The organism is Ruegeria sp. HKCCE3926, from assembly GCF_017872515.1.
Classification (GTDB): domain Bacteria; phylum Pseudomonadota; class Alphaproteobacteria; order Rhodobacterales; family Rhodobacteraceae; genus Ruegeria.
In genome coordinates this window covers 227,482-242,565 of the sequence record NZ_JAEDOU010000003.1, presented here as the reverse complement: position 1 = coordinate 242,565, position 15,084 = coordinate 227,482, and the positions used below count along the sequence as shown (strand labels likewise).

The following is a 15,084-nucleotide window of genomic DNA, read 5'->3' as shown; positions in this document are numbered from 1 at the left end:
GCTGGTTGAGGCACAGTTTCTACAGGGGCGCCGTCAGAGTCATGGGGAAAAGACGTCACTCCAGCCCCATGGCTGCCATCATCTCTTCGATCTTGGGCACGTCCTGCGGGTTGTTCAGTTCCCAGAACTGACGGCCCCTTGCCTCGACCTCGACGCACAGAACCTTGCGCCCGTTTTCCATGAACCTGAGCTGTTCCAGGCCTTCCAGCTGTTCCAGAGGCCCGGTTGGCCAGCCCGGATACGCCGCAAGGGCGTCGGGCCGATAGGCGTAAACGCCGACATGGTGAAACACGGGTGTCGCTTCATCGCCGGCGTATGTCTGCGACGTGAAGGGAACAACCTCTTTCGAGAAGTACATCGCACTGTGATCGCGTCCGAACACTGCCGTCGTGCCACCTACACGGCCATGCTTGCGGTCGTTCAGCAGACTGTTCAACGCACTGCCGTCACAGCGCAGGACAGGGGTCGCAACACCGGCATCCGAGGCGGCGCGCAGGCCGGAAACCAGATCTTCGACAAACCAATGCGGGGTCAGCGGAGCGTCGCCTTGCAGGTTGACGATGATTTCATACCCGCCACCCAGAACCTCATGCGCCTCGGCGCATCGTTCGGTGCCGTTCTGACAGTTTTCCGAGGTCATCACGACCTCGGCCCCAAAACCCTCGGACACGTCGCGAATGCGCTCATCATCCGTCGCAACAACAACGCGATCGACACCCGAGACTGACATGGCTGCACGCCAGGACCGTTCGATCAGTGTCATGGATGCGCCTTTTGCGCCGGTCAGGGGAACCAGTGGCTTGCCGGGATAGCGGGTCGAGGCGTAACGGGCGGGAATGGCAATCAGAACGGACATCAGGCTTCCTTCAGTTCAACACCCGGAGCGTAAGCAATAAAGAACGGATTTGCATAGCCGTCCTTGCCATAAACCAACGGAGTATGGTCGTCAAAACGCACAACCTGGCCACCGGCTCCGGCCAGTACCGCGTGGCCTGCCGCCGTATCCCATTCCATCGTGCGCCCGACGCGCGGATAGATATCCGCTTCGCCCGTGGCAACCAGACAGAACTTGAGCGACGAACCCGCGCTTTTGCTGTCCTTCACATGATATTTGTTGATGTAGTCCTCGGTGGCCTGATCCCTGTGGGACTTCGACGCCACGACCAAAAGCCCGGAATTATCCGGTTCAGAGACTGATATGGGCGTCAAAGAACCGGTCTCGTTTTTGTCGAAAGCGCCCGTTTCCTCGACCGCGCGGCCATCAGCCAGCGTGAAGAACATACGACCCCGCGCCGGGGCATAGACCACTCCCCGGGTTGGCACTCCGTTTTCGACAAGCGCGATGTTGACGGTAAAGTCGCCGCGACGGTTGATGAATTCCTTGGTGCCGTCCAGCGGATCAACAATGAGGAAAGTATCGCCTTTTTCCGAATGCGAAGCGGCCTGTTCTTCGGTGATCAGAAGAATATCCGGGAATGCCGCACGCAAGCCTGCCGAAATCAATGCATCAGCGGCTTCGTCTGCCACGGTCACAGGGCTGGAGTCGGATTTGACTTTGACATCGAAATCATCCGCCTCGTAGATTTCCATGATCTTGTCGCCTGCCTCCAGAGCCAGTCGCCGGATGACGGGAATAAGCGCATCGTAGGTCACAAAAAAGCTCCGTTCCTGTGGTTTGTTGATCCAAAATCGCGATCGACTTATGATGCGGCGGTTACGGAACGGCAAGATATTCATGCCAGTTTAGAGGCGACGAAGCAGAAAAGACCCTTTGAATGTTCTATTTCAAGCGCAACCAAACGCTGCTGGGCGGCGCTTTCACGACGGCTGAGCTGGTATTCCATGCCACCGTGCGAAAGGTGCGCTCGCAACATCCGAATGCAATAGTCGCCATCCTGATCAATGTTTTGCAGCTTGTGGTGATGGGAACCACTTTCTACCTGCTCATGTCACTGATGGGCCGGGGCGGAATTCCAAAGATCAGGGGCGAATTTCTGCTGTATGTTCTGTCCGGCGTGTTCCCCTTCATGCTGCACATCCAGTCAATAGGCGCGATTTCAGGGGTTGGGTCCGCGAACAATCCGATGATGCTCCATTCGCCGATGAATGTGATGGTGACGATCCTGTCTGCGGCGCTCGGTATTCTTTACAAGCAACTGCTGGCTATGTTCGTGATCCTGTTCATCTACAGCGTCGCGGTCGCCCCGATCGAGGTGCAGGATCCCGGCGGTGCTTTCGCGATGCTGATATTGGCCTGGTTTACCGGATGCGCCGTGGGTTTGGTGTTCATGGCGATGAAACCCTGGTTTCCGACGACTGTGGGAATGCTCACCAATATCTACCGTCGCCTGAACATGGTGTTTTCGGGAAAGATGTTCGTCGCAAACACGCTGGGCGGCGGATTGCTGATGATGTTCGCCTGGAACCCGCTGTTTCATATTATCGACCAGTGCCGGGGCTTCATCTTCCGAAACTACTTTCCGCGAAACACAAGTTGGGAATATGCGCTATGGGTCGGGATAGCTTTGTTGATGATCGGTTTGATGGCTGAGTTTTTCACGCGCCAGCATGTTTCACAAAGCTGGAACGCGCGCCGCTAACATGCGACCCGCAGCGTCAAGTTGATCCGTCCGCCTTTTGGCAACAGCCGGGATGATCCGTATCTGATCCGGTCGACTCCGTGATAGGCCAATCGTGCCGGGCCGCCCATCACTACCACGTCGCCCGAGCCGAGCCAGATCGACTCGGTCTTGCCGCCACGGGTCGTGTTCCCAATCCGGAACAGGGCGTCATCGCCTAGGGAAACCGACAGAACGGGCCAGGAAAAATCTGCCTCGTCCTTGTCCTGATGCAGGCCCATTTTGGCGCCTTCCCCGTAGTAGTTGATCAAACAGCAATCCGGTGCGCGCTCGGTGCTGACCAGATCGTGCCAGATATCAAGAATGTTCGTGGGGATTTCAGGCCAGACCCCGCCTTTCGGGTGCTTGTCCTGATAGCGATAGCCTGCCTTGTCGGTCACCCATCCCAGATCCCCGGCCGAGGTCATTCTTACCGACATCTCTTTGCCCGAAGGCGTGACGGGTCGAAACAAGGGTGCCGCTTTCAGAATCGGTCGAAGGGCCGCGATCAGCCGTGCCTGGGCAGCAGGGTCAATATAGCCTTTCCTGATTTCGAACCCTCGCAAGACAACTCGCGTCATTCCGGAAACCCCAAACCTTTCCAATTTCTTGCCAAAAAAGACCTCAAATTCCCGAAAACCTGCACTCTACGGTGCTTGCAGGCCTCTTGCCTCGCCCTTATATACGCCGAGACGTGCGATGGTAGTGCTGTCGCGCACATCAGATCGGGGGTGGGATGCCATAAAGGGTCCGACCCTCGGGACATCGCCTTGAAGAGAAAGGGATTGCAAAAATGGGAAAAGTAATCGGGATTGACCTGGGAACCACGAACTCCTGCGTGGCCATCATGGAAGGCTCGCAGCCGAAGGTCATCGAAAACGCCGAAGGGGCGCGGACCACGCCTTCGATCGTCGCCTTCACCGAAGATGAGCGACTGGTCGGTCAGCCTGCAAAACGTCAGGCGGTCACCAACCCCGACAACACGATTTTTGGCGTCAAACGTCTGATCGGTCGTCGCGTGGATGATGCAGAAGTCGAAAAAGACAAGAAAATGGTGCCGTATTCCATCGTGAACGGCGGCAATGGTGATGCGTGGGTTGAAGCCCGCGGTGAAAAGTATTCCCCGAGCCAGATCTCGGCCTTCACTCTGGGCAAGATGAAGGAAACCGCCGAAAGCTATCTGGGCGAAGATGTCACGCAGGCGGTTATCACCGTTCCGGCATATTTCAACGACGCCCAGCGTCAGGCCACCAAAGACGCCGGTAAAATCGCCGGTCTGGAAGTGCTGCGGATCATCAACGAACCGACAGCGGCTGCGCTGGCCTATGGTCTGGACAAAGAAGAAACCCAAACCATCGCGGTTTATGACCTGGGTGGTGGTACCTTCGACGTGACCATTTTGGAAATCGACGACGGCCTGTTCGAGGTTAAGTCGACCAACGGCGACACCTTCCTGGGTGGTGAAGACTTTGACATGCGCATCGTCAACTACTTGGCGGATGAGTTCAAAAAGGAACACGGTGTCGATCTGTCTCAGGACAAGATGGCCCTGCAGCGTCTGAAAGAAGCCGCTGAAAAAGCCAAGATCGAACTGTCCTCGACCTCGCAGACCGAGATCAACCAGCCCTTCATCTCGATGGGCGCCAACGGTCAGCCGTTGCACATGGTCATGAAGCTGACCCGTGCCAAGCTGGAATCTCTGGTGTCGGACCTGATCAAGAAGTCGCTGAAACCGTGCCAGGCCGCTCTGAAAGACGCGGGTCTGTCGGCTGCTGACGTGGACGAAGTTGTTCTGGTCGGTGGTATGACCCGGATGCCGAAAGTGATCGAAGAGGTCACCAAATTCTTCGGCAAAGAGCCGCACAAGGGCGTGAACCCGGACGAAGTGGTTGCCATGGGCGCCGCCATTCAGGCCGGTGTTCTTCAGGGCGACGTCAAAGACGTGGTTCTGCTGGACGTGACCCCGCTGTCGCTGGGTATCGAAACGCTGGGTGGCGTGTTCACCCGCCTGATCGACCGCAACACCACGATCCCGACCAAGAAGTCTCAGGTCTTCTCGACCGCCGAGGACAACCAGAACGCCGTGACCATCCGCGTGTTCCAGGGTGAGCGTGAAATGGCTGCGGACAACAAGATCCTCGGTCAGTTCAACCTTGAAGACATCCCGCCGGCACCGCGCGGCATGCCTCAGATCGAGGTGACTTTTGACATCGACGCCAACGGCATCGTCTCGGTTTCGGCCAAAGACAAAGGCACTGGCAAAGAACAGAAGATCACCATCCAGGCATCGGGCGGGCTGTCCGATGAGGATATCGAAAAGATGGTCAAGGACGCCGAAGAGAACGCGGAAGCCGATAAGGAACGCCGCGAGCTGATCGAGGCGAAGAACCAGGCGGAAAGCCTCATTCATTCGACCGAAAAGTCGATGGAAGAGCATTCCGACAAGGTCGACCCGACCACGATCGAAGCCATCGAGTTGGCGATCGCCGCGCTGAAGGACGAGCTGGAAACCGAAAATGCCGACAAGATCAAGTCGGGCATCCAGAACGTCACCGAAGCCGCGATGAAGTTGGGCGAAGCCATCTATAAGGCGCAAGCCGAAGAAGGCGAAGAGGAACCTGCTGCCGCAGACGCTGCACCAGGCGACGATGACATCGTTGACGCCGAGTTCGAAGACCTCGACGACGACAAGCGTAAGTAACGGGTAACCGGGCCAGTATGGGCCGGTCCGGATGCCGGGCCGGCCTATTTACGTTGAGGCGGAAGGAAACACTGATGTCAAAACGCGACTATTACGAAGTGCTCGGCGTGTCCAAGGGCGCTTCGGCGGATGAGATCAAGAAGGGTTTTCGTAGGAAAGCCAAAGAGCTGCACCCAGACCGCAACAAGGACAACCCGGATGCCGAGGCGCAGTTCAAGGAAGCCAACGAGGCTTACGACGTGCTGCGCGATGCCGAAAAGAAGGCGGCTTACGATCGCTTTGGCCATGCTGCATTTGAAAACGGCATGGGCGGCGGTGGCCGCCCCGGTGGCGGCTTTGGCGGTCAAGGCGACTTCTCCAGTGCATTTTCGGATGTATTTGACGACCTGTTCGGTGATTTCATGGGTGGTCAAAGGGGCGGCGGCGGACGTCGCGCCGCGCGCGGCTCGGACCTGCGCTACAACCTGCGTGTGACGCTGGAACAAGCCTACTCGGGCCTGCAAAAAACCATCAACGTGCCAACGGCCGTGGCGTGTTCGTCCTGCGAAGGTACCGGGGCTGAAGGTGGCGTTGAACCCACATCCTGCCCCACCTGTTCGGGCATGGGGAAAGTGCGGGCACAACAGGGCTTCTTTACGGTGGAACGGACTTGCCCGACCTGTTCGGGATTGGGTCAGATCATCAAGAACCCCTGTAAATCTTGTCAGGGGGCCGGCAGGGTCGAAAAAGACCGCGCTTTGTCGGTGAACATTCCTGCTGGTGTCGAAACCGGTACGCGAATTCGTCTGGCAGGCGAAGGTGAGGCGGGAATGCGCGGCGGCCCTCCGGGCGATCTGTATATTTTCGTCGAAGTGGCCGAGCACAAACTGTTCGAACGCGACAGCGTAAACCTCTACTGCCGCGTGCCGGTCAGCATGGCCAAGGCGGCGCTGGGCGGATCGATCGAGGTTCCGACCATTGATGGCGGTCGCGGCCGTGTTCAGATTCCGGCCGGAAGCCAGTCGGGTCGGCAAATGCGCCTGCGCGGCAAAGGCATGCCTGCGTTGCGCGGCGGTGGTGTTGGTGACATGTTCATTGAACTGGCCGTGGAAACCCCGGTCAACCTGACCAGCCGCCAGAAAGAACTTCTGCGCGAGTTTGATGATCTGGGTGAAGACAACCATCCGGAATCAAAAAGCTTTTTTTCGTCCGTCAAGTCTTTCTGGGATGGCATGAAAGGCTGAACGACCAGGAACGGGGGCTCTGCCCCCGCCGCCCTTTGGGCGACTCCCCCGGGATATTTTCAGCCAGATGAAGCAAAGGACCCTGTATTCATCTGGCGAAAAATATCCCGGAGCGCGAGGCAGAGCCTCGCATGTCACTGTCCTAAACATGCAGTTTTGGCCTTAGCAGAAAGCTGAAAGTGGCAATACATCTGGAAAATTGAGTCTTGATTCCGGCCTTCGACCCTGAGATTGTCCGCTTCAACCGTTGGGGTGCCCTTTGACAGGGCTGAGAGACGCAACCGCGTTAACCCATCGAACCTGATCCGGGCAATTCCGGCGTAGGGAACGGTCTCTTGAACACAGACGTTTTCTCTACTCCGTTGCCCATAGAAGATGGAGCAACGACATGGTGGCAATTGCCCTGACCATAGCAGGATCCGACAGTGGCGGCGGCGCGGGCATTCAGGCTGACCTTAAGGCAATGTCGGCGCTGGGTGTTTTTGGCGCAAGTGTCATCACCGCCGTTACCGCGCAGAACACGCAAGCTGTCACCGCTGTGCATGGAATTCCGCTGGATGTGATTTCCGCCCAAATCGACGCGGTTCTGAACGATCTTGACGTCAGGGCCGTTAAAATCGGCATGCTTGGGACACCTGAGATCATTCATACGGTCGCCAGGGGCCTGGCGGCGTTCGACGGTCCCGTGGTTCTTGATCCGGTTATGATTGCAAAATCCGGCGACGCTCTGTTGGAGCAAGAGGCGGTCCGGACGCTGCGCGATGTGTTGTTGCCAACGGCGACTGTTCTTACGCCGAATCTGCCTGAGGCGGCGTGCCTGCTGAACATGCCAGCGGCAGAAACGCGTGAGCTGATGGCTGAACAGGGCCGGGCATTGTGCGCCTTGGGTGCGGGTGCAGTCGTGATGAAAGGCGGACACGGGTCAGGTGATATCTGCCACGATTTGCTGATCGATCCGTCGGGTGTCATGGCCGAGTTTCAGGCCCCACGTCAGGATACGAAAAACACCCATGGAACAGGATGCACCCTGTCGTCATCCATCACCGCCGGTTTGGCCAGGGGACTGACCCTGAAGGACGCAGTTGCGCAGGCGCATGACTATCTGCAAGGGGCCATCGCGCGCGCGGATGAGTTGAATGTCGGCGCTGGGCACGGGCCGGTGCATCATTTCCACCGGGTTTGGCCCTCGTGACGCTTTGGTCTGTCATAGGGGCAGGGGTTGCCGGTCTTGCCGTTGCCAGCGAACTGGTGTCGCGCGGTGCAAAAGTGCAGATATTCGACCCCGGCGGGCCACCGGGCCCGCATGGGTGTTCATGGTGGGCCGGAGGAATGCTGGCACCTTGGTGCGAATATGAAAACGCGGAAGAACCGGTGTTGCGTCTGGGGCAGTCCGCGATGGAATGGTGGGCCCAACGCACCAAAGTGACCCAGCGGGGAACGCTTGTTGTCGCAAGTGCCCGTGATGTGCCGGACCTGCGCCGATTTGCGCGTCGAACAAAAGAGTTCACCAAGGTCGAACGGGCAGAAATATCTGAATTAGAGCCTGATCTGACGGGGTTTGGCCAAGGCCTGTTCTTCGAACGCGAAGCCCATGTTGATCCGCGTCAGGCGTTGCAAGATCTGTATCGTCAACTGCAAAGCCAGGGCGTCGTGTTCCACCGGAAGCTGGCGCCCGCCCAGTTGGAGAATGCAATTGACTGCCGTGGCCTTCACGCCCGCGAATACCTACATGATCTGCGCGGCGTGAAGGGTGAGATGCTGGTCATACGATGCCCTGACGTGGAGCTGACGCGCCCGGTTCGTTTGCTGCACCCGCGAATGCCGCTTTATATCGTTCCGCGCGGCGGCGGCGTCTACATGTTGGGTGCGACCATGATCGAATCCGAGGATAGCAGCCGCATTACCGCCCGTTCGATGCTGGAATTGCTCAGCGCGGCCTATGCCGTGAACCCGGCTTTTGGTGAAGCCGAAGTGTTGGAGATAGGCGTCGATCTGCGCCCCGCCTTTCCCGACAACTTACCGCGCATCCGGCGTTTGGGCCGCACGATCTATGCCAACGGGCTTTATCGCCACGGATATCTGTTGGCACCGGCGCTGGCGCGGGGTGTTGTGGATCTGGCGCTGAACAACACACATTCGGAGATGGTAGATGAAGATCGTGCTTAACGGCGAGACGCGCGAGGTGCGCGCCGAAACCCTGTCGGAATTGTTGGACGAATGCGGTTTCTCGGGCCGTGTGGCCACCGCCGTGAACGAAGAATTCGTACCCTCAAGCCTGCGCGTCGCTCACAAGCTGGCCGAAGGTGACCGGGTCGAGGTCGTCGCACCGATGCAGGGGGGCTGAAGATGAAAACGTTTTACGGCACTGAACTGCCCAACTCACTGATGCTGGGCACGGCGCAATATCCAAGCCCGGCCATTCTGGAACAGGCGTTTCGCGAAAGCGGTGCAGGCGTTGCCACTGTATCCTTGCGGCGTGAAGCGGGTGCAGGCCAGACCTTTTGGAACATGATCCGCGAATTGGGAGTTCTGATCCTGCCCAATACGGCCGGTTGCCATACGGTGAAAGAGGCCGTGACGACCGCCCATATGGCCCGCGAAGTGTTCGAGACCCGATGGATCAAGCTGGAACTCATCGGACATACGGACAGTCTGCAACCGGACGTTTTCCAACTGGTAGAAGCCGCCCGCATTCTGACCGAGGATGGGTTCGAGGTGTTTCCCTACACCACCGATGATCTGATCGTGGGCGAACGCCTGTTGGAAGCGGGATGCGAGGTGCTGATGCCCTGGGGCGCACCGATCGGGTCAGGACGCGGGCTGAACAACGAATACGCCCTGCGCGCGATGCGGGCCGAATTTCCTGACATTCCCCTGGTGGTGGATGCCGGTATCGGCTTGCCCAGCCACGCGGCCCGCGCGATGGAGCTGGGCTTTGACGCGGTTCTGCTGAACACCGCTGTGGCCCGTGCCGGAGATCCGGTTCTGATGGCCAAGGCGATGGCGCAGGCAACCCTTGCCGGGCAATTGGCCCATCAGGCCGACCCGATCGAGCCGCGCGATATGGCGGAACCCTCTACTCCTGTTGTTGGAAAGGCCTTCCTGTCATGACGCTGGACCGTTTCTATCCGATCTTTGATCACTCGGACTGGCTGCGGCGGATGTTGCCGCTGGGCGTCAAGCTGGTGCAGCTGCGCATCAAGGATCAGCCAGACGATGCGGTGCGCGACCAGATCGCAGTCTCACGCGAATTGTGCCGCGACCATGGGGCGGTTTTGGTGATCAATGACTATTGGCAACACGCGATCGATCTGGGCTGCGACTGGATCCATCTGGGGCAGGAAGATCTGGACGACGCCGACCTAAAAGCCATCCGAAAAGCGGGTCTGAAACTGGGCGTTTCCACCCATGACGACGATGAGCTTGAGCGTGTGCTGGCCATGGATCCCGATTACGTGGCATTGGGCCCGGTCTACCCCACCATCCTGAAAAAGATGAAATGGCATCAGCAGGGCCTGCCCCGCGTAACGGAATGGAAGGCGCGGGTTGGTGATATTCCCTTGGTCGGTATTGGCGGCATGAGTGTCGAGCGCGCAGCCGGTGTGCTGAAGGCCGGGGCGGACATCGTCTCGGCAGTCACGGATATCACCCTGAACCCCGACCCCGAAGCACGGGTGCGCGCGTGGATCGAGGTCACACGATGAGTCGATATGCCCGCCAGACGCTTTTGCCCGAAGTCGGGGCAGAGGGGCAGGTACGCTTGTCGGCGGCCCGTGTTCTGGTCGTTGGTGCGGGCGGTCTGGCTGCACCGGTTCTGCCACTTTTGACAGGGGCCGGGGTGGGGCGGATCACGGTCATGGACGGGGATACCGTCGATCTGTCGAACCTGCACCGTCAAACGTTTTTCTCCGAGGCCGATTGCGGGCAACCCAAGGCAGAAACCGCCGCCGCCCGTTGCCGCGCGCTGAATGATGAAACTGATGTCATTGGCCTGAATCAGGCTCTGACCAGTGAAAATGCGCCCGGTTCGGTGTCGCAAGCCGATATCATTCTGGATTGTGCCGACAGCTACGCAGCCAGCTACATCCTGTCGGACACGTGTCTGGCGCAGGGCAAACCTTTGATCAGCGCCTCGGTGCTGGGGCTTTCGGGTTATGTGGGCGGTTTCTGCGGCGGGGGCCCATCGCTGCGCGCTGTATTTCCCGATGCACCGGACAGCGGCGCCAGCTGCGCCACTGCGGGGGTTCTGGGCCCCGTGGTTGGCGTGATCGGGGCGATGCAGGCGCAGATGGCGCTCAGCTTGATCCTTGGACTTGATCCCTCACCCCTTGGGCAGTTGGTTCAATATGACGCAAGAACCCTGCGCAGCACCGGGTTTCGCTTTGATGACGCACCCGAGCCCGGCAACTGCTTTCGCTTTCTGTCCGCAAGCCAGCTGAAGGGCACGGATCAGATCATCGAGCTGCGCAGTTCGCAGGAAGCCCCTGTTCCCATCCATTCGAACGCGACGCGCATTTCGCCGGATAATTTGCGCGAAATAGACCCTAATGGCGGAAAAAGGCTGGCTCTTTGCTGTGCCACCGGTTTGCGGGCATGGCGTGCCGCAGAACAAATTCAACCAGATTGGCCGGGCGAGATTGTCCTCGTCGCGGCCTCAACCTCGTGAAGAAAAGGGAAACGCGAGATATGAAAAAGCTGATGACAGCCATCGCCCTTCTGGCCGCCGCGCCGGCATGGGCCGAAGACAAAATGACCGTCCTGCTGGACTGGTTCATCAACCCTGACCATGGTCCTATCATCGTGGCGCAGGAAAACGGCTATTTTGCTGAACAAGGGCTTGAGGTCGAGATCGTTCCGCCCGCCGACCCGTCCGCCCCGCCCCGTTTGGTGGCTGCCGGCCAAGCCGACCTGGCGGTGTCTTACCAGCCGCAATTGCACTTGCAGATTCACGAGGGCCTGCCTCTGAAGCGTGTCGGCACATTGGTTGCAACGCCGCTGAACTGTCTTCTGGTGCTGGAAGACGGGCCGATCAAGTCGCCTGCTGACCTCAAGGGTAAAAAAATCGGCTTCTCGGTCGCGGGGGTCGAAGAAGCCATCCTTGGCACCGTTCTGGGCAAATACGATGTTGCGCTGGGCGATGTCGAGCTGATCAATGTCAACTTTTCCCTCTCGCCGTCGCTGATGACCGGTCAGGTGGACGCGGTGATTGGCGCTTATCGCAACTTCGAACTGAACCAGATGGATATCGAAGGTCGTCCCGGCACCTGCTTCTATATCGAGGAAGAGGGCGTTCCGTCTTATGATGAACTGATCTATGTCGCCAATCCGGAAACGATGGACAAGGACAAGATCGCCCGGTTCCTCGCCGCGACTGAAAAAGCGACCCAATATATCGTCAACAATCCGGAAAAAAGCTGGGAAATCTTCGCGGCGACCTCGCCTGAACTTCAGGACGAGCTGAATGCCCGCGCCTGGGTCGATACACTGCCGCGCTTTGCGCTGCGTCCGGCGGGTTTTGATGCCGGTCGTTATGCCCGGTTCGAAACCTTCCTGAACGAAAGCGGGATGATCGACAGCGTCCTTCCGGTCAGTGACATCACCATCGACGTGACCGCGCAATGAGCAATTATGGCAAAGCCTTTGCGCTGATGCGCGATGCTGCGGCGGATCCGTGGCGGGATTATACCCGCCACGCCTTCGTAGAGGGTATGAAAGACGGAACGCTGCCACGCGAGGCGTTTCTGCACTATCTGCGGCAGGATTATGTGTTTCTGATCCACTTCTCACGTGCCTGGGCGCTGGCCGTGGTGAAATCAGAAACGCATAAAGAAATGCTTGCCGCATCGCGAACTGTGAACGGTTTGATCAGCGAAGAGATGAAACTGCATATCGGTATCTGCGCGGCGGAAGGTATCTCGCAGGCAGAGTTGTTTGCCACGCCAGAGCGACACGAGAATCTGGCCTATACCCGGTTTGTCCTGGAAGCAGGCTACAGCGGAGATCTTCTGGACCTGCTGGCGGCCCTTGTTCCTTGCGTCATGGGGTATGGTGAGATCGGTACGCGCCTGTCCGCCGAGGCAACGTCCGAGACATATCGCGGCTGGATCGACACTTATGCCGGCGAAGATTACCAAGCCGCGTGTGTGGCGGTTGGCGAGTTGCTGGATCAGGCTCTAACAAAACGTATTGGGGCTGATTTTCAGGGTTCGCCACGCTGGGATCGACTGTGCCAGACCTTCCGCAAGGCGACAGAGCTTGAAGTCGACTTCTGGCGGATGGGTTTGACGCCATGACACCTGCGCCCGAACTGACCATCAACGGCACTGCCACGATCGACGGCGCGACCCTGTTTGCGCCGTTGTCCCTGACCCTAGGGGCCGGGGCGTGGACATGCCTGCTGGGCGGTTCGGGCGTGGGAAAAACCACGGTTCTGAGGTTGATTGCGGGGCTCGAGACCGGGGCTGTCTTCGCTGGACGGATCACGGCAAGTGATGGCTTGCCTGTGGCTGAGCGTGTCGCATACATGGCGCAGGATGATCTTCTTTTGCCTTGGGCAACCGTCGCGCAGAATGTCTCGCTGGGTGCGCGTCTGCGCGGGGAAAACGTTGATCTTGATCGACGTGACCGCCTGATCGAGCGTATGCGGTTGCAGGATCACATGAACAAGAAGCCCAATGCGTTGTCCGGCGGGCAACGTCAGCGTGTCGCCCTGGCCCGGACACTGATGGAAGATCGCCCCGTTGTTTTGCTGGACGAGCCCTTTTCGGCCCTTGATGCCCGCACCCGCGCTGACATGCAGGATCTGGCCGCTGAAGCATTGCACGGTCGCACCGTCCTTCTTGTGACCCATGATCCCGCAGAGGCCGCGCGTCTGGGGCAATCCATCGTGGTGATGACCGAACACGGATTGACGCAGTGCGAACCGCCCCGGGCCCAGGCCCCGCGCCGCGTGGATGATTTGGAGACATTGGAAACCCAGGGTGCCTTGCTGCGTCTTCTCCGCGAGGGCGTGGCATGAAGTATTTTTCTGCACTGGCCGCAACTTTGTTTGCCTTGCTGATCTGGCAGGGCATCGTGACCCTGACCGGGTTGCCGAAGTTCATCCTGCCCGGACCCGCCGTCGTGGCCGAAACCTGGTGGCAGAACCGCTGGGTGATCGCCGAGCATACCTGGATCACAGCGATCGAAGTGGTGATCGGTCTGGCATGCGGAACGCTGCTGGGTGTCGTCACTGCGTTGCAACTGGCGAATTCGCGGGCGGCGCGGGTCCTGGTGCAGCCGATGCTCGTGTTCACGCAGGCTCTGCCGGTATTCGCATTGGCGCCGTTGCTAACGCTATGGCTGGGCTATGGGCTGTGGTCCAAGGTCGCCATGGCGGTGTTGATCATCTATTTCCCCATCACCTCATCCTTTTTTGACGGGCTTATGCGCACCCCGTCGGGGTATCTGGATCTGGCCCGAACGATGCAGGCCAGCAAGCGCGCCGTATTGTGGCATATCCGTATTCCGGCCGCTCTGCCGTCGCTGGCGTCGGGGATGCGGCTGGCGGCGGTCTATGCCCCGATCGGAGCGGTGATCGGCGAATGGGTCGGCTCGTCGCAGGGGCTGGGCTATCTGATGCTGCTGGCCAATGGACGTGCCAAGACCGATCTCATGTTTGCCGCGATGCTGACCCTGGGCGTATTCTCGATCCTTCTGCACATGATTGTCCGCCGGGCCACGGCACGCATGGCGGGTGAGGTGCGTTAACCAATCAGAAACCGATTCTGGGTCAGGGTGCGCCCATGACACAGGACGCCTTTGCCGAAGCCCCGATGCTGTTTGATACGGACGAAGCGCCGGCGCAGCCGCTGCCCTCTGGCCGGTTACCCTCCTACATAAAAGACCACCGCAAGCGGCTGCGCGAACGGTTCAGGACCGGCGGATCGGCGGCGATGCCGGATTACGAACTGCTTGAACTGGTCCTGTTCCGATCCATTCCCCGTCAGGATGTGAAGCCACTGGCACGGGCATTGATGGACACTTTTGGTGATTTCAATCGTGTCCTGACCGCGCCCGAGGAACGGCTGCGCCAGATCAAGGGCGTTGGCGATACCGTGGTTACCGACCTGAAAATTCTTGAGGCCTGCGCCCACAGGATGGCCCGCGCCCGGGTGATGCAGCGGCATGTGATCTCGGGATGGGATGCGCTACTGGATTATTGCCACACCACCATGGCGCATCGTGAGATCGAACAGTTTCGCGTGTTCTATCTGGATCGCAAGAACGTAATGATCGCGGATGAGGAACAGGCCAAAGGCACCGTGGATCACGTGCCGGTTTACCCGCGCGAGGTTGCCAAACGAGCGCTGGAACTGAATGCCTCGGCCCTGATTCTGGTGCACAACCACCCGTCGGGTGATCCGACGCCCTCGCAGTCGGATATCGACATGACCAACCGTATTCAGGATGCCTGTGCGGCCTTGGGCCTGACCCTGCACGACCACCTGATCATTGGAAAATCGACCGAGTTGAGCTTTCGGTCCGAAGGGTATCTGTGAGC

At 59.0% G+C, this 15,084-nt stretch carries 17 protein-coding genes and 1 riboswitch; of the genes, 14 read left to right on the top strand and 3 right to left on the bottom strand.

Annotated elements, in window-relative coordinates; all coding sequences use genetic code 11:
* Positions 1-55: 55 nt before the first annotated feature.
* Together I9184_RS11120 and cysQ are read right to left on the bottom strand one after the other, a co-directional pair.
* Positions 56-856: a manno-octulosonate cytidylyltransferase gene (locus I9184_RS11120; RefSeq protein ID WP_209834350.1), complete on the bottom strand. Its 801-nt coding sequence runs from the start codon at positions 854-856 to the stop codon at positions 56-58.
* Positions 856-1,653 carry a 3'(2'),5'-bisphosphate nucleotidase CysQ gene (cysQ, locus tag I9184_RS11115; protein WP_171724025.1) on the bottom strand — a complete coding sequence of 266 codons (798 nt, stop codon included), beginning with the start codon at positions 1,651-1,653 and terminating at the stop codon, positions 856-858. Before cysQ ends, I9184_RS11120 begins: the two co-directional genes overlap by 1 nt.
* A gap of 122 nt (positions 1,654-1,775) precedes the next feature.
* On the opposite strand from cysQ, the gene I9184_RS11110 reads away from it, so the two are divergent.
* The gene (locus I9184_RS11110) at positions 1,776-2,600 is read left to right on the top strand and encodes an ABC transporter permease (protein ID WP_171616598.1); all 825 of its coding nucleotides are present in this window, start codon (positions 1,776-1,778) and stop codon (positions 2,598-2,600) included.
* Here I9184_RS11110 and I9184_RS11105 read toward each other — a convergent pair.
* Positions 2,597-3,199 carry an alpha-ketoglutarate-dependent dioxygenase AlkB gene (locus tag I9184_RS11105; protein ID WP_171635415.1) on the bottom strand — a complete coding sequence of 201 codons (603 nt, stop codon included), beginning with the start codon at positions 3,197-3,199 and terminating at the stop codon, positions 2,597-2,599. The genes I9184_RS11110 and I9184_RS11105 overlap by 4 nt on opposite strands.
* Before the next feature lie 212 nt (positions 3,200-3,411).
* Between I9184_RS11105 and dnaK the strand changes: the two genes are divergently transcribed.
* From dnaK to radC, 13 genes are all read left to right on the top strand, one after another.
* Positions 3,412-5,319 carry a molecular chaperone DnaK gene (dnaK, locus tag I9184_RS11100; RefSeq protein WP_209834348.1) on the top strand — a complete coding sequence of 636 codons (1,908 nt, stop codon included), beginning with the start codon at positions 3,412-3,414 and terminating at the stop codon, positions 5,317-5,319.
* A 74-nt stretch (positions 5,320-5,393) separates the two neighbouring features.
* The gene (gene dnaJ / locus I9184_RS11095) at positions 5,394-6,542 is read left to right on the top strand and encodes a molecular chaperone DnaJ (RefSeq protein WP_171635418.1); all 1,149 of its coding nucleotides are present in this window, start codon (positions 5,394-5,396) and stop codon (positions 6,540-6,542) included.
* Positions 6,543-6,780: 238 nt separating this feature from the next.
* Positions 6,781-6,886, top strand: a riboswitch (TPP riboswitch).
* A 44-nt stretch (positions 6,887-6,930) separates the two neighbouring features.
* The gene (gene thiD, locus I9184_RS11090) at positions 6,931-7,734 is read left to right on the top strand and encodes a bifunctional hydroxymethylpyrimidine kinase/phosphomethylpyrimidine kinase (protein ID WP_171635419.1); all 804 of its coding nucleotides are present in this window, start codon (positions 6,931-6,933) and stop codon (positions 7,732-7,734) included.
* A complete protein-coding gene (gene thiO / locus I9184_RS11085; RefSeq protein WP_209834346.1) occupies positions 7,731-8,708 on the top strand; it encodes a glycine oxidase ThiO in 978 nt (325 codons plus the stop codon). The genes thiD and thiO overlap by 4 nt, the downstream gene beginning before the upstream one ends.
* Positions 8,692-8,886 carry a sulfur carrier protein ThiS gene (thiS, locus tag I9184_RS11080; protein ID WP_171635425.1) on the top strand — a complete coding sequence of 65 codons (195 nt, stop codon included), beginning with the start codon at positions 8,692-8,694 and terminating at the stop codon, positions 8,884-8,886. Before thiO ends, thiS begins: the two co-directional genes overlap by 17 nt.
* Positions 8,887-8,888: 2 nt before the next feature.
* Complete coding sequence (locus I9184_RS11075; protein WP_171635428.1) at positions 8,889-9,653, top strand: thiazole synthase; 765 nt, start codon at positions 8,889-8,891, stop codon at positions 9,651-9,653.
* Positions 9,650-10,246, top strand: a complete 597-nt coding sequence (locus I9184_RS11070) for a thiamine phosphate synthase (RefSeq protein WP_171330620.1) — start codon at positions 9,650-9,652, stop codon at positions 10,244-10,246. The genes I9184_RS11075 and I9184_RS11070 overlap by 4 nt, the downstream gene beginning before the upstream one ends.
* Positions 10,243-11,208, top strand: a complete 966-nt coding sequence (locus I9184_RS11065) for a HesA/MoeB/ThiF family protein (protein ID WP_209834344.1) — start codon at positions 10,243-10,245, stop codon at positions 11,206-11,208. Before I9184_RS11070 ends, I9184_RS11065 begins: the two co-directional genes overlap by 4 nt.
* Before the next feature lie 20 nt (positions 11,209-11,228).
* A complete protein-coding gene (locus I9184_RS11060; RefSeq protein WP_152459567.1) occupies positions 11,229-12,164 on the top strand; it encodes an ABC transporter substrate-binding protein in 936 nt (311 codons plus the stop codon).
* Entirely contained in the window at positions 12,161-12,835 is a 675-nt protein-coding gene (gene tenA, locus I9184_RS11055; RefSeq protein WP_209834342.1) for a thiaminase II, read from the top strand. The genes I9184_RS11060 and tenA overlap by 4 nt, the downstream gene beginning before the upstream one ends.
* Complete coding sequence (locus I9184_RS11050) at positions 12,832-13,560, top strand: ABC transporter ATP-binding protein (RefSeq protein WP_171635439.1); 729 nt, start codon at positions 12,832-12,834, stop codon at positions 13,558-13,560. Before tenA ends, I9184_RS11050 begins: the two co-directional genes overlap by 4 nt.
* Positions 13,557-14,291, top strand: a complete 735-nt coding sequence (locus I9184_RS11045) for an ABC transporter permease (protein ID WP_152459564.1) — start codon at positions 13,557-13,559, stop codon at positions 14,289-14,291. Before I9184_RS11050 ends, I9184_RS11045 begins: the two co-directional genes overlap by 4 nt.
* Before the next feature lie 35 nt (positions 14,292-14,326).
* Positions 14,327-15,082 carry a DNA repair protein RadC gene (gene radC, locus I9184_RS11040; RefSeq protein WP_171724034.1) on the top strand — a complete coding sequence of 252 codons (756 nt, stop codon included), beginning with the start codon at positions 14,327-14,329 and terminating at the stop codon, positions 15,080-15,082.
* Positions 15,083-15,084 lie beyond the last annotated feature (2 nt).

Excerpts from the sequence above, each read along its gene's own strand:
- I9184_RS11050 (WP_171635439.1), top strand. The coding sequence starts at position 12,832 with ATGACACCTGCGCCCGAACTGACCATCAACGGCACTGCCACGATCGAC.
- I9184_RS11060 (WP_152459567.1), top strand. The coding sequence starts at position 11,229 with ATGAAAAAGCTGATGACAGCCATCGCCCTTCTGGCCGCCGCGCCGGCA.
- I9184_RS11105 (WP_171635415.1), bottom strand. The coding sequence starts at position 3,199 with ATGACGCGAGTTGTCTTGCGAGGGTTCGAAATCAGGAAAGGCTATATT.
- I9184_RS11120 (WP_209834350.1), bottom strand. The coding sequence starts at position 856 with ATGTCCGTTCTGATTGCCATTCCCGCCCGTTACGCCTCGACCCGCTAT.
- dnaK (WP_209834348.1), top strand. The coding sequence starts at position 3,412 with ATGGGAAAAGTAATCGGGATTGACCTGGGAACCACGAACTCCTGCGTG.
- thiS (WP_171635425.1), top strand. The coding sequence starts at position 8,692 with ATGAAGATCGTGCTTAACGGCGAGACGCGCGAGGTGCGCGCCGAAACC.
- I9184_RS11075 (WP_171635428.1), top strand. The coding sequence starts at position 8,889 with ATGAAAACGTTTTACGGCACTGAACTGCCCAACTCACTGATGCTGGGC.
- I9184_RS11045 (WP_152459564.1), top strand. The coding sequence starts at position 13,557 with ATGAAGTATTTTTCTGCACTGGCCGCAACTTTGTTTGCCTTGCTGATC.
- thiD (WP_171635419.1), top strand. The coding sequence starts at position 6,931 with ATGGTGGCAATTGCCCTGACCATAGCAGGATCCGACAGTGGCGGCGGC.
- dnaJ (WP_171635418.1), top strand. The coding sequence starts at position 5,394 with ATGTCAAAACGCGACTATTACGAAGTGCTCGGCGTGTCCAAGGGCGCT.
- radC (WP_171724034.1), top strand. The coding sequence starts at position 14,327 with ATGACACAGGACGCCTTTGCCGAAGCCCCGATGCTGTTTGATACGGAC.
- I9184_RS11070 (WP_171330620.1), top strand. The coding sequence starts at position 9,650 with ATGACGCTGGACCGTTTCTATCCGATCTTTGATCACTCGGACTGGCTG.
- I9184_RS11065 (WP_209834344.1), top strand. The coding sequence starts at position 10,243 with ATGAGTCGATATGCCCGCCAGACGCTTTTGCCCGAAGTCGGGGCAGAG.
- I9184_RS11110 (WP_171616598.1), top strand. The coding sequence starts at position 1,776 with ATGTTCTATTTCAAGCGCAACCAAACGCTGCTGGGCGGCGCTTTCACG.
- tenA (WP_209834342.1), top strand. The coding sequence starts at position 12,161 with ATGAGCAATTATGGCAAAGCCTTTGCGCTGATGCGCGATGCTGCGGCG.